Source organism: Sphingomonas sp. UBA978 (assembly GCF_002292295.1).
Classification (GTDB): Bacteria; Pseudomonadota; Alphaproteobacteria; order Sphingomonadales; family Sphingomonadaceae; genus Sphingomonas.
The window spans coordinates 23970-36766 of the sequence record NZ_DBBS01000011.1 but is presented as its reverse complement, the minus strand read 5'-3'; the positions used below and the strand labels follow the sequence as shown (position 1 = coordinate 36766).

At 69.8% G+C, this 12797-nt stretch carries 14 protein-coding genes; 3 read left to right on the top strand and 11 right to left on the bottom strand.

Annotation, left to right across the window (positions count from 1 at the left end):
- The first annotated feature begins 12 nt into the window (after positions 1-12).
- Positions 13-399, top strand: coding sequence for a hypothetical protein (locus B2515_RS04970; protein ID WP_293874425.1), 387 nt, complete (start codon positions 13-15; stop codon positions 397-399).
- Positions 400-412: 13 nt separating this feature from the next.
- On the opposite strand, the gene B2515_RS04965 is transcribed toward B2515_RS04970, so the two are convergent.
- The 10 genes from B2515_RS04965 to B2515_RS04920 form a co-directional block, all read right to left on the bottom strand.
- A complete protein-coding gene (locus B2515_RS04965) occupies positions 413-742 on the bottom strand; it encodes a hypothetical protein (RefSeq protein ID WP_293874423.1) in 330 nt (109 codons plus the stop codon).
- A gap of 83 nt (positions 743-825) precedes the next feature.
- Positions 826-2547 (bottom strand): hypothetical protein, encoded by a 1722-nt coding sequence (locus B2515_RS04960; RefSeq protein WP_293874421.1) that lies wholly within the window; start codon positions 2545-2547, stop codon positions 826-828.
- Positions 2548-2568: 21 nt separating this feature from the next.
- Complete coding sequence (locus B2515_RS04955; protein WP_293874419.1) at positions 2569-3645, bottom strand: protein-glutamate methylesterase/protein-glutamine glutaminase; 1077 nt, start codon at positions 3643-3645, stop codon at positions 2569-2571.
- Positions 3642-4529, bottom strand: a complete 888-nt coding sequence (locus B2515_RS04950; RefSeq protein WP_293874639.1) for a CheR family methyltransferase — start codon at positions 4527-4529, stop codon at positions 3642-3644. The genes B2515_RS04955 and B2515_RS04950 overlap by 4 nt, the downstream gene beginning before the upstream one ends.
- A 35-nt stretch (positions 4530-4564) precedes the next feature.
- Positions 4565-5077, bottom strand: a complete 513-nt coding sequence (locus B2515_RS04945) for a chemotaxis protein CheW (RefSeq protein ID WP_293874417.1) — start codon at positions 5075-5077, stop codon at positions 4565-4567.
- A 14-nt stretch (positions 5078-5091) separates the two neighbouring features.
- On the bottom strand, positions 5092-6912 hold the full coding sequence (locus tag B2515_RS04940; protein ID WP_293874414.1) for a methyl-accepting chemotaxis protein: 1821 nt from the start codon (positions 6910-6912) through the stop codon (positions 5092-5094).
- 27 nt (positions 6913-6939) lie between these two features.
- Complete coding sequence (locus B2515_RS04935) at positions 6940-7452, bottom strand: chemotaxis protein CheW (protein ID WP_293874411.1); 513 nt, start codon at positions 7450-7452, stop codon at positions 6940-6942.
- A gap of 1 nt (position 7453) precedes the next feature.
- On the bottom strand, positions 7454-9409 hold the full coding sequence (locus B2515_RS04930; RefSeq protein WP_293874408.1) for a chemotaxis protein CheA: 1956 nt from the start codon (positions 9407-9409) through the stop codon (positions 7454-7456).
- Positions 9406-9774 (bottom strand): response regulator, encoded by a 369-nt coding sequence (locus tag B2515_RS04925; protein WP_293874405.1) that lies wholly within the window; start codon positions 9772-9774, stop codon positions 9406-9408. Before B2515_RS04925 ends, B2515_RS04930 begins: the two co-directional genes overlap by 4 nt.
- Complete coding sequence (locus B2515_RS04920) at positions 9771-10091, bottom strand: STAS domain-containing protein (protein WP_293874402.1); 321 nt, start codon at positions 10089-10091, stop codon at positions 9771-9773. The genes B2515_RS04925 and B2515_RS04920 overlap by 4 nt, the downstream gene beginning before the upstream one ends.
- A 219-nt stretch (positions 10092-10310) precedes the next feature.
- On the opposite strand from B2515_RS04920, the gene B2515_RS04915 reads away from it, so the two are divergent.
- On the top strand, positions 10311-10748 hold the full coding sequence (locus B2515_RS04915; protein WP_293874400.1) for an Rrf2 family transcriptional regulator: 438 nt from the start codon (positions 10311-10313) through the stop codon (positions 10746-10748).
- 38 nt (positions 10749-10786) lie between these two features.
- On the opposite strand, the gene epsC is transcribed toward B2515_RS04915, so the two are convergent.
- Positions 10787-11731, bottom strand: coding sequence for a serine O-acetyltransferase EpsC (gene epsC / locus B2515_RS04910; protein WP_293874398.1), 945 nt, complete (start codon positions 11729-11731; stop codon positions 10787-10789).
- 249 nt (positions 11732-11980) lie between these two features.
- On the opposite strand from epsC, the gene B2515_RS04905 reads away from it, so the two are divergent.
- Positions 11981-12772 carry a DUF1206 domain-containing protein gene (locus tag B2515_RS04905; RefSeq protein WP_293874397.1) on the top strand — a complete coding sequence of 264 codons (792 nt, stop codon included), beginning with the start codon at positions 11981-11983 and terminating at the stop codon, positions 12770-12772.
- Positions 12773-12797: the final 25 nt, after the last annotated feature.

Genomic DNA, 12797 nt, shown 5'->3' with positions numbered 1-12797 from the left:
CGGAGCGGCGGCATGCAGGATGCGTTCAAAGATCAGCGCCCCGTCGACGGCGACGAGGATGCCCTCGCCCGGGCCGCGCGCGCGATCCTGTGCAACCGCCGGTTGCGCCGCGCGCATTTGCCCGACGATCTGTTCGGTGAATGGGCGTGGGATGCGCTGCTGACGCTGTTCGTCGGCGACGCGGCGGGGCGGCGGCTCACCGGCGACCTGCTCGCCCGGGAGCTGGCCTGCCCTGCCCCGACCATGATGCGCTGGATCCAGCATCTACTGACCGCGGGACTGGTGACGTGCGACGGCCGGCGCGACCTGACGTCGCCGCTGACGCTCTCCGCACAGGCGATCACCGCGCTCGAAGGCTATCTGACGGCGACGCTCAGGGCCGCCGCCCGCCCGGTGTGACGGGGCGCGCCCCTTACGTCACGCGTTCCGCATCGCGGATCAGGCCGCCGAGATACTCCTCCATCGGGCCGACCGCATCGTCGTGCAGCACGATATGCGGCCCCGCGTGCACGATCTGGTTCTTTTCGGCGAGATAGGCGAGCCAGCGCTGGCCGACCGCCGGCCTGCATCCCACCGTATCGAACACCGTCGCGGCATCCACGTCGCTGCCGGACCCGCGGCTGATGTACAGCGCGAGCAGGATCTCCCACGCAAACTCGTCGAACAGCGCGGGCGGGAACAGGGCTTCGCGACGATGACGCGCTTGCAGGATATCGGACGCATATCGCGCATAATCGGTCATATTGATCGCATCCCCTTGATAACCCAGCATCCTCTTTTTCGCGATGAGCACAAGGGAATCCTGTGGCGGACGTCGCCGCTTATTCAGAACAATCCGTCGTCGTCGTCATCGTCGACCACCGGCGCACCGACGCCGTCCATGCCGGGCAGCAGGAACGCCGCGTGGATCGTGCGTTCCTGCGCCATCGTGTACATTGCGCCGATCCGGGGCAGCAGCTCGCGCAGCGTCGCCTCGGCACCGGGGGTCATCGGCGCGGGCGGCGTGCGCCCGGCCAGCGTCCCGGCGGCCCGACCCAGCGCGGCGGTGACGGCATCTTCCCTCTCCAGTTCCTGCATCGTCGCCATCAGCAACGCCCCCAGATGTCGCGCGTCGTCGCTGCCCTCCATCGACACCAGACCGGTGCGCTGGCAGGCGTCGCGGACGACCGCGAGCGCAGCGGCGAGCGTGTCGCCCATGTCGCGCCCGTCCGACGCCTGCGCGTCCGCCGCGTCGAGCAGCGCCGCCTCGACCGCCTTGAGGTCCGCGATCACCCGCGCCACGCATTCGGTGGTGCCGGCCAGCCGACAGGCATAGACGTCCACCTCGACCGCGATCACCGCCACCGCCTTGCCGATCGTGCCGTGCCGGCGGCACAGCAGCCGGGTGTTCGTGGCGATGTCCTGCACCTGCAACCGGATGCGCTGGACCTTCGCCAGCCGCCGGGTCAGCCCGGCGACGGTGTCGGTGATGATCCCGACCATCGCGGTCGACTGCCGCTCGGCATCGCGCAGCCGCCCGGTGACGCGTTCGACATCGGCGATGCCGCGTTCCAGCCGGTCGAGGAAATCGCGGCCGCCGCCGTCGCCCTGTTCTACGATCAGCGCGAGCAGCTGGTCCGTTTCGGGCACCAGATCGGCGAGCGAGGCCAGCATCGCCGCGGTGTCGCGCGCGAAATCGTCGCGGGCGCCCTCGATCTGCGCCGCCAGCAGCCGGTCGATATGGCCGGCCACCGCCGGATCGGGCGGCGCGTCGCCGCCGCACGCCTCGAGCAGTTGCAGCGCGGCGACGACATGCTCCAGCCGCTGCCGCGTGCTGTCGCCGACCTGCATCGCGCCGAGCACCACCGCGACCTTGCCCTGCACGCGGCGCGCGATGTCGGCGACGGTGCGCGCGACGACGGCGACTCCCGCGAGATGCGCGGCGAGCGCGGCGGCATCGCCGGCGAGGCGCGCCGGGATCTCCGGCACCACCGTCGCGCTCTCCGCGGCGAGCAGACGGTCGGCCTGCTGCACGTCCGCGACCGAGCGCATCAGGTCCTTGAGCTGGGCGATGAAGCCGGCCAGTTCGCCTTCGCCGACCGACAATTTGGTCGCCATCCCCTCGACGAAATCGACGAACTGGTCGGCGCCGGATGCGGCGATCTTGATGTTGACGCCATAGATGTTCAGCACGCGCAGCGTCTGGTGCATGTCGAGGACATGGTCGCTGAGCGCGCGCGAGATCCGGCCGACCGCGGCCATGCGCCCGGCGCGCCCGGCCTGCCGCGCGGGCAGCGCGGTGAGGGCGTCGGCGACGCGGCGCAGGTCGGTCACCGCCACCCCCGCGGTGCGTTCGTCGAGCGCGGCGACGACGCCGTCGAGCCCGCCGATGACGCGATCGATCATCCCGACCGCATGGGCCAGCGCGGTGCCGGCGCGCAGAAAGCGCGTGTCGAGCCCGGCGGCGAGCAGCGCCAGTTCGGTGCGGATCGGGCAATCGCCCGGCGCCGGCGCGGGATCGTCGCCGACCGGCACGGCGGAATCGATGGTGATGGTCTGGTGTAGCATGACGCCCCCTTCGTTCTGGCGCTATCGCGCCGCGGCGAGCAGCAGCTCGTGCGCGATCCCGCCGAGCGGCGCGATCCGGTCGGCCGCGCCGCGTGCGATCGCTTCCCTGGGCATGCCGAACACGACCGAGGTCGCCTCGTCCTGCGCGATCGTGCGCGCCCCCGCCTGTTTCATCTCGAGCAGCCCGCGCGCGCCGTCGTCGCCCATGCCGGTCATGATGACGCCCACCGCATTGGCGCCGGCATTGCGCGCCGCCGACCGGAACAGCACGTCCACCGACGGCCGGTGCCGCGACACCAGCGGTCCTTCCTTGACCGCGACGACATAACGTGCGCCCTGCCGCTCCAGCATGGTGTGGCGCAACCCGCCGGGCGCGATCAGCACATGGCCGCGCATCACCGTGTCGCCATGCTCGGCCTCTTTCACATCGACCTCGCACAGGCTGTTGAGCCGCCGCGCGAACGCCTTGGTGAAGCTTTCGGGCATGTGCTGGACGACGACGATCCCCGGCGCGTTGGCGGGCAGCGCCTCCAGCACCGCGCGCAGCGCCTCCGTCCCCCCGGTCGAGGCGCCGATGCACACCACCATCTCGGTCGTGCGGCTCATCGCGCGGCCGGTGGGCGGCGGCAGCACGGCGTCGGCGGTCAGCTTCGCCGCGGGCGCCGCGATGCCGCGCCCCGCCTGCCGCGCGCCCAGCCGCGCCGCCGCGGCGCCCTTCACCGTCTCGCAGATCTGCGCATGCGCCTCGGCGATATGGTCGGCGACGCCCATCCGGGGTTTCAGGATGATGTCGACCGCACCCGCCTCCAGCGCCTGGAGCAGCGTTTCCGACCCCTCCTCGACCAGCGACGAGCACATCACGACGGGAACCGGATGCTGGCTCATCAGCCGGCGCAGAAAGGTGATGCCGTCCATCCGTGGCATCTCGACGTCCAGCGTGATGACGTCGGGCACCTCGGCCTGGATGTAGCGCGCCGCGGCGAAGGGATCGGCGGCGGCGGCGATCACCTCGATCCCCGGATCGGCGGACAGGATTGCGGTCATCGCCTGGCGCACGCTGGCGCTGTCGTCGATGACGAGGACGCGGACTGGCTTCATGGATGGGCGGTCCGTTGGAAGACGGTGTTGGCCACCGTCGTCAGGGGCAGGTCGAAACCCGCGATCGATTCGGAATGGCCGAGGAACAGGTAGCCGCCGGGGCGAAGGCACTCCGCCAGCCGCCGCACGACCTGTTCCTGCGTCGGCTTGTCGAAGTAGATGAGGACGTTGCGGCAGAAGATCAGGTCCATCGCCGCGCCGACGTCGTAGCGCGTGTCCATCAGGTTGTGCCGCGCGAAGCCGATCCGCGCGCGCAGCGCCGGCGCCATCCGCACGTCGTCGCGCTTCGCCGCCTTCGCCGTCATGACGTAGCGCTGGCGCAGCACCGGCGGCACCGGGTCGACCGATGCCGCCGGGAAGATGCCGCGCTGCGCCACCGCCAGCACCTCGGTATCGAGGTCGGTGGCGAGGATCTCATACTCCGGCCCGCCCGACTGCGCGGCAAAGGCGTCCATCACCATCGCCATCGTATAGGGTTCCGCGCCGGTCGAGCAGGCCGCGCTCCATGCCCGCACCGGGCGCCGGCCCGCATCGCGCAGCGCCGGCAGCGCGGTGTCGCGCAGATAGTCGAAATGGCGCGGTTCGCGGAAGAAGTCGGTCTTGTTGGTCGTCACCGCATTGATGAGGTGGACCGCCTCCTCGTCGTTGCGACCGCCGTCGAAGAACCAGGCGCAATAGCCGCCGATCGTCCCGGTGCCGGTCGCCCGGACCCGGCGGCGCAGGCGCCCCTCCAGCATGATGGTCTTGCTGCCGGGCATCTTGATCCCCGCCTCGTCGCGGATGAAATCCGCCAGCCGCTGGAAATCGCGCGGCGCGAGCCGGTCGAGCGGTTCGGTGGCGGCGGCCGGCACGGCAGCCGCCCCGCCCGGTCGGACTGCGGTCATGATGGTCATCGGAAAACGTCTTTCGGTTGCGCGGGTCAGGCGGCGCGATCGAGCGCGACGAAGGCGTCGTCGTCGCCCGAGAAGATCGGCCCCGCCGCCAGCAGCACGACGAAGCCGTCGGGCCGTCGCACGACGCCGTCGATATAGTCGGAGCGCCAGCGCACCCCGATATCGGGCGTCGTCTCGATCGCCCCGGCCGGAAAGCTCGCGACGTCGAGCACGCGGTCGACGATCAGGCCCAGCGTCAGCTGACGCGCCCCGTCGTCCGCCCCGTCGGCCGCCGTCCCGGCACCGACCGGCACGTCGACGACCAGCACGCGGGTGGTGACGCCGATCGCGGCAGCGGCCATGCCGAGCCGGATGCGCAGGTCCACCATCGGGATCGCCTCGCCGCGCACCTCGATCAGCCCGGCGAGCCACGCCGGCCCCTGCGGCATGCGAAAGGCGTCGCGATGGTCGAGGATCTCGCGCACCGTGCCCACCGGGAGGGCGAAGGTTTCGCCCCCCAGGTTGAACACGACGGCCTGCACGTCCCCGCGGGCGGACATCAGACCGGCGGCGGTCACGCCGCGCGGCCGAATTCGGCGTCTTCGCCGTCCGCCCCGCCCTGCGTCAGGTCGAGCGAGAAGCCACGGACGCGAGCCTGCTGGTCGGCGACCGAGCCGGGCTTGGCCTTGGCGCGGGCGGGTGCGCGCACGGCGGCCTTTTTCGCGGCGGCCGGCTTGCGGGCCGCCGGCGCGGTGGCGCGCGCGGCGGGACGGGCGCTGGCCGAGGTCGCCTCGATCTGGAAGAAGGAGATGCCTTCCTGCAGCTCCTCCGCCTGGCCCGCCAGTTCCTCGGACGTCGACGAGATCTGCTCGGAGGCCGAGGCATTCTCCTGCGTCACCTTGTCGAGCTGCTGGATCGCCTCGTTGATCTGGCTGGAGCCGATATCCTGCTCGCGGCAGGCGGCGCTGATCTCGGACACCAGTTCCGCGGTGCGGCGGATGTCGGGGACCAGCTTGGCGAGCATCTCGCCGGCCTGTGCCGCCGCGGCGACGGTGTCGGACGAAACCGCGCTGATCTCGGCCGCCGCGGTCTGGCTGCGCTCGGCGAGCTTGCGCACCTCGGAGGCGACCACCGCGAAGCCCTTGCCATGTTCGCCGGCACGCGCCGCCTCGACCGCCGCATTCAGCGCGAGCAGGTCGGTCTGACGCGCGATTTCCTGCACGATGCCGATCTTCTCGGCGATGGTGCGCATCGCGCCGACCGCCTTGTCCACCGCCACGCCGCTGGCCTCGGCATCCTTCGACGACTGGCGCGCGATCTTCTCGGTCTGCGCCGCATTGTCGGCATTCTGTTTGATGTTGGCGGTCATCTGCTCCATCGACGCCGAGGCTTCCTCAGCCGCTGCGGCCTGTTCGGTCGCACCCTGCGACACCTGGTCCGCGGTCGAGGACAGCTGCTGCGTGCCGGCGGCGACATTCTGTGCCGCCAGCGTGGCGTTACCGAGGACGCCGCGTAGGCGCTCCACCATCGACACCAGCGAATGGCCCAGCTTGTCCTTGTCCGACAGCGGCTGATAGTCGACCGTCAGGTCGCCGCGCGCGATCATGTCGGCCAGCGCGGCCGATTTGCGCAGGTTGGCGGTCATGTTGCCGACCGTGTCGATCAGGTCCTTGATCTCGTCGTTCGACGTCACCGTCACCTCGCTGTCGAGATCGCCGATCGCCACCGCATCGAGCGCGGTCCGGGCTCGGTTCAGGCCGACCGAGACGACGCGCGAGATCCAGATCGCACCGCCGATGGCGACCAGCAGCGCGAGGATCGCGGTGGCGAACAGCACGGTCCGTGCATTGTCGTACAAGGCGGTGGTGCTGGCGTCCGCCTCCTTCATGCGCTTGCGCTGCAGGTCGGTCAGCTTGGCGATGGTCGCGCTCACCTGCACCATCGCGTCGCGGCCCTCGCCCACCGACAGCGCGGCGGAGGCCTCGTTCTGGTTCGCGAGGCCCAGCTCGGCGATGCGGCTGTTGAGCAGCTTGTACGCATTCCACTGCGGTGCGAGCTCCGCCCACAGCGGCTTGCCCTGCTCGGTCGCCGCCGCGCTGCCCTGATCGATCAGGCGATCGATCGTATTGCGCTCCTGCAGCATCGTCTCGTGATACTGCTTCATCCGGACCGGATCGTTTATCATCGCGAGGTTCTTCTCGTTCCGCACGACGCGACCGGCGGCGGCGTCGATCGTCAACACGGTGTCGAGCTGCGCGGCCGGGCCGGCGATGACCTCGGTGATGGCGTTGTTGAGTTCGTTCATCCGGCTGATGCCGACGCCGACGATGCCCAGCATCATCGAAACGAGGATGGCGAACGTCGCCCCCAGCTTCATTTTGATCGTAGCACGCATTGGTAAAGCCTCCCGGGCTCGTTGAAATCAGTGAAGAATGGTGACGGCGGCGCGGTCGGCCAGCGTCTGGAACACGGTCTGCAGGTCGGGCATCACGACGACGTCGTGCGCGCGCCGGACGAGGCAGCGGACATGGTCGCGCGGCCAGCGCATGCCGATCGCGGGCGGCTGCTCGCAGGCATCGGCCCTCAGCGTCGTCACCGCATCGACGCGGTCGGTGGTCAGCCCGATCAGCAGCGCCTCGCCGTCGATCGTCAGTTCGATGACGACGATGCGGCTGAGCGCGGTCGCCGCCGCCTGCTCCATCCCGAAGGCCGGACGCAGGTCGGCGAGCGGGATGACGCGGCCGCGGAAGTTGATGACGTGGCCGACCAGCGGATCGGCGCCCGGCACCGCGGTGCGCGGCATGACGTCGAGGATCTCGCGGACCAGCACCGCGTCGAGCGCGAACACTTCGCCGCCCATGCCGAAGGTCAGCACCTCGAAATGGGTGCCGGGCGGCGGCAGGTCGCCGGACGATGGTGATGAGGGATGGGTCATGTCAGCTCGCGGCGCGCAGCCGCTCCTCCCTGGGCTGGGCCGCCGCGACGAGCTGGCCGATGTCGAGGATCAGGGCGACGTTGCCGTCGCCGAGGATGGTCGCGCCCGCGAAGGCGGCGACGCCACGGTGCAGAGCGGTCATCGACTTGATGACCGTCTGGTGGTTGCCAATGATCTGGTCAACCACCAGCCCGACGCGCTCGTTGCCGACCGCGACGACGACGATCTTCTGATAGGGATCGGGTGGCGTGCCGGTGGCGAACAGTTCGCGCAGGCGGACGAACGGCACCAGCCGCTCGCGCAGCGTGATGAGGTTCTGCCCGCGGGCGCGCCGATCCTCCTCCGGCGACAGTTCGAGGCATTCCTCCACCGCCGACAGCGGCATCACGTAGCGGCTGTCGCCGACGCGGACGAGCAGCCCCTCGATGATCGCCAGAGTCAGCGGGATGCGCAGCGTGATCGTCGACCCCTCGCCGTCGGTCGAGGCGATGTCGATCGTGCCGCGCAGGCTCTCGATCGTGCGCTTGACCACGTCCATGCCGACACCGCGCCCCGACAGATTGGTCACCGTCGCCGCGGTCGAGAAGCCGGGATGGAAGATCAGGTGGAGCAGTTCGCCGTCGGTCAGCGGCTGGCCGGGCGCGATCAACTCGTTCGCCTCCGCCTTGGCGCGAACGCGCGCACGGTCGATGCCGCGGCCATCGTCGCGGATGGTGATGATGACCTCGCCGCCCACCTGATGCGCCGACAGGCGGACGGTGCCGCCCTCGGCCTTGCCCGCGGCGCGGCGCTGCTCCGGCGTTTCCAGCCCGTGGTCGCAGCTGTTGCGGATCAGGTGGACGAGCGGATCGAACAGCCGTTCGATGACGGTCTTGTCGATCTCGGTCGCCTCGCCCTCGGTGACGAGCGCGATCGACTTGCCGGTTTCGCGCGCCAGATCGTGGATCAGGCGGCGGAAGCGGCCGAACAGATGCCCGACCGGGACCATGCGCAGCACCATCATCGTGTCGCGCAATTCGCCGGCGAGCCGTTCGATCTCCTCGGAGATGGAGCGCATCGCGACGCCGCCGTCCTGATGCGCGAGCTGCGACAGGCGGCTCTGCGCGATGACGAGCTCGCCGACCCGGTCCATCAGCGCATCCAGCCGCTCGGCGGGGATGCGGACGCTCTCGCCGGCGGGGCGGCCCGCCTCGATCGCCACCGACGTCGCGTCGATCTCCGGCAGGTCGACGGCGACCGGCCCCAGGTCGGGCACCGGCATCGCTGCGGCCGCGTCGAGCGGCTCGATCGACAGGGTCATATCGTCGATGACGAAGAGGAAGACGTCCTCGATATCCTCGCGCGACACGTCGCCGGTCAGCGTCACGTCCCAGCTGACATGGATCTCGGCGACGGTCAGGTCGACGAGCGCCGGCACCGTGTCGGTGCGGGCGACCACCGTACAGTCCCCCAGCCCCCGCAGTTCGTCGAGCAAGGCCAGCGGATTGGTGCCGTTGACGACCGCGTCGGCCGGCAGCCGGAACGACAGGCGCCAGCCTGCCGCCGGCGCGTCGGTCGAGGCAGTGGCGGCCGGCGCCGTTCCCCCGCGCGCCGCCTCCAGCGCGATCGCCAGCCGCGCGAGGATTGCATCGCCCGCGGCCCTGGGCGCATCGCCGTCGACCAGCGCCCGCATGTGGTCGCCCGCCGACAGGATGACCGCGACCATCTCCCCGGTCGCCGGGACGATGCCCTTGCGGACCTGGTCGAACACGCTCTCGCAATGGTGGGTGAAGCCGGCCAGCGCGTCGAAGCCGAACATCGCGCCCGAACCCTTCAGCGTGTGCAGCCCGCGGAACACCGCGTTGACGAGGTTCATGTCGTCCAGCCGGTGGGTCAGGTCGAGCAGCCCCTGTTCGACTTGGTCGAGCAGCTCGCCCGCCTCGACCCGGAACGCGGCGATCGGATCGTCGACGCTCATCGGCCGAGTACCTTGCGGGCGACCTTGACCAGCTGCTCGGGCACGAACGGCTTGACCAGCCAGCCGGTCGCGCCGGCCGCCTTCGCCTGCGCCTTCATCTCGGCGTCCGATTCCGTGGTCAGGAAGATGATCGGGATACCGGCCTGCGCGGGCTGGCTGCGCAGTTCGCGGATCATCGTCAGCCCGTCCATGTTGGGCATGTTGAGGTCGGTGACGATCATGTCGAACCGGGCCTCGGCCGCCCGGGCCAGACCTTCGACGCCGTCGCCGGCCTCGGTGACGGTATAGCCCGCGCCGGTCAGCGCGATGCGGATCGCCATGCGCAGGCTCGCGCTGTCGTCGACCGTGAGGATCGAGGCGCTCATGACTGGATATCTCCTTGCCAGAATGCGATGTCGTCGGGGGTCCCCGTCATGAAGCCGCTGCGTTCGAGCACGGAGGCGAGCGGCGGTGGCAGGGGGCCGACGAGCGAAAAATCGATGCCGATGGCCAGGGCATGGCGTCGGGATGCGGCCATCAGCTGGATGACCAGCTGGGTTATCGACACGTCGAATGTCGGTACGGACGACAGATCTACGCGAAGAGCTTGCCGTGATGTAAAAGCCTCGATCAATTTGTCTGCAAATTCACCGAGCGAGTCGATCTTCAGATTGTGCGGCATCGCCATCGTCAATGACTTCATCTTTTCACCCGTGATAATATTTCACACGATCAGCCGCAGACGCTGGACGCGTCCAGTGGCGCCTCCACGCACCCAGCTCCCGATTTATGTGTTATATTTCAATCGACAAACTTGCCGCGGGCTGTCATCAAAACAGCGAATGCTTGGACTGCCCTGTCGTCGTTATGCCCGGGCTAGAATGTAAGAATGAAAGTTACATTAATTAGGGGGAGATAAAACTTGCCGACGAGCACGCGTTTTGCCGTATCCGTTCATGTGCTGGTGCTGCTCGCGTGCCACGGCGGCCGGCCGGTACGGTCGGAGACGATCGCGGCCGATGTCGGCACGAACCCCGCGGTCATCCGCGCGCTGTTCTCCCGCCTGTCGGCGGCCGGGCTGACCGCGTCGCATCGCGGCAACGGCGGCGGCGCGGTGCTGGCGAAGGCGCCCTCGGACATCCGCCTGCTCGACGCCTATCTGGCGGTCGAGGACCATGAGATCTTCAGCGTCCACCGCGCGATCTCGCAGGACACCGCCGCGATCGGCCGGTTCGTCGTGGCCAGCCTCAGCGCACCGCTGCGACAGGCGCGCCAGGCGCTGGAGGACGAACTGGCCGCAGTGTCGATCGAGGACATCGCCGCCAGCATGACCCGGCTGCAGGCGAACGACGCCGGATAAGTCCGCCACCGAATGGCGGCGGGACGGGTCCCGCTTGCCTAGCCTGCGATACCCCCCGCCGGCGCGACGATCGCCTCGGCCACCTCGACCACGGAATCGGGCGGGACGTCGCGGCGCAGCCAGACGTTGCCGCCGATCCGGGTGCGCGCGCCGATCGTGATCGGACCGAGCAGGACCGCACCGGCGAAGATGACGACATTGTCGCCGATCGCGGGGTGGCGGCGTACGAACGCCTCGCCCGCATCGCGGGCCGCCCCCGTCACCGACGGCTCGCCGCCCAGCGTCACCCCCTGGTAGAGCCGCACGCGATCGCCGATCGTCGCGGTCGCGCCGATGACGATGCCGGTGCCGTGGTCGACGAAGAAGCTGCGTCCGATCCGCGCGGCAGGATGGATGTCGATCCCCGTCTCGGCATGCGCGACCTCGGCGATCACCCGCGCGACCAGTTCCGCGCCGAGCCGGTGCAGGCGATGCGCGAGCCGGTGATGGATGATCGCCGCGACCGACGGATAGGACAGCAGCACCTCGTCGACGCTGCGCGCGGCGGGATCGTTGGCGTAGCCCGCCTGGATATCCTCGTCGAGCAATCGCCGGATCGCGGGCAGGCTCGCCGCGAAATCGCCGACGATCCGTTCGGCCCGCACACCTTCCTCGACGCTGTCGATCGCCGGCGAGACGATCCGCAGCTCCAGCGCGATCTGCGCCGCGAGCTGCGACAGCGTCGATTCGAGCGTCGCCTCGACCCAGCGGTTCTCGTTCTCCGCGGTCAGTTCGGGCGGCCCCAGCCGCAGCGGGAACAGGGCCGCGCCCAGTTCGCGCAGGATGCGCGCCAGCGCCTGGCGCGACGGGAAGCGGATACCGCGCTCGGCATGCCGGGCATGCCCCGTCCGCCAGTCGCGGCGCGCCAGCCGGAGCCCGTCGACGACGCGGCCGAGCTCGCCCGGAAACGCGATCGTGAGCTCGTTCTGGAGGTGGTCGGTCATAAGGGAAATCCTGTCCGTTCGCGCCTCTGGCCGGTCCGGCACGCCGGTTTGCGCCGCCCCGGCTGATCGGCGCCATCATCCACCAGCGCGCTCGGAATTCCCGCGAAGAAAAGATAACCCGCGGGAAAAGGCGGCTTGCGCGCAGCTGCTGCCCGCCCCTCGGCCACAGCGCACGCTCGATTACACCGGTCCGTTGCAGCGGCGGAACGAACCCATCCGGCTGCGGTTCTCAAGGAAAGGGGATATTGCATGAACGCCAATGCGCGCCTGACGACCTTGACGCGGATCGGCTTTGCGACGCGCGGCCTGTTGTACATCGTCATCGCCATCCTGATCCTGCACACCGGCCGGGCCGAGGATTCGGCCGGGGCGCTCGAATATCTCGGCCGAGGCGGCGGGCGGATATTGCTCGGCGTCATGGCGGCCGGCTTGCTGGCCTACGGCATCTGGCGGGTCGCCGACGCCACGTTCGATATCGAACGCCATGGCAACGATCGCGGCGCTGTCATGGAACGGCTGGGCGCGGGCGCCAGCGGCATCGTCCATTTCGTGCTGGCGTGGCAGGCCGTCCGGTTGATGCGCGGGGCCGCATTGTCCGGCGACAGCACGCACGAGGGAACGGAGGCGGCGCTGCAACTGCCCGGCGGCTGGGCGCTGGTCCTGCTCGGGGCCGGGCTGTTGTTCGTCCTCGGCGCAGTGCAACTCGTCAAATCGGTGAAGGCGTCGTTCCTTCGCTATCTCGACCCCGCGATCGCGCAGCGCCGATGGGTGCAATGGAGCGGCCGCGCCGGCTATGCCGCCCGCGGACTGGTGTTCCTCATCAGCGGCTATCTGCTCCTGCAGGCCGGGATGGACGAGGAGGCGCGCGAGGCTGGCGGGATGGCGCATGTCCTGTCGTGGCTGACCGAACCTTTCGACCTTATCGTCGGCGCCGGACTGCTCGCCTTCGGCCTGTTCAGCCTCGTCGAGGCCCGTTATCGCCAGTTGCACGACGTGCCGGTCGACGAGGCGGTCCGCCGCGCGACGAGCGGGCACCAGTGATCGCGCCCGTAAGCGGCGGGACGCC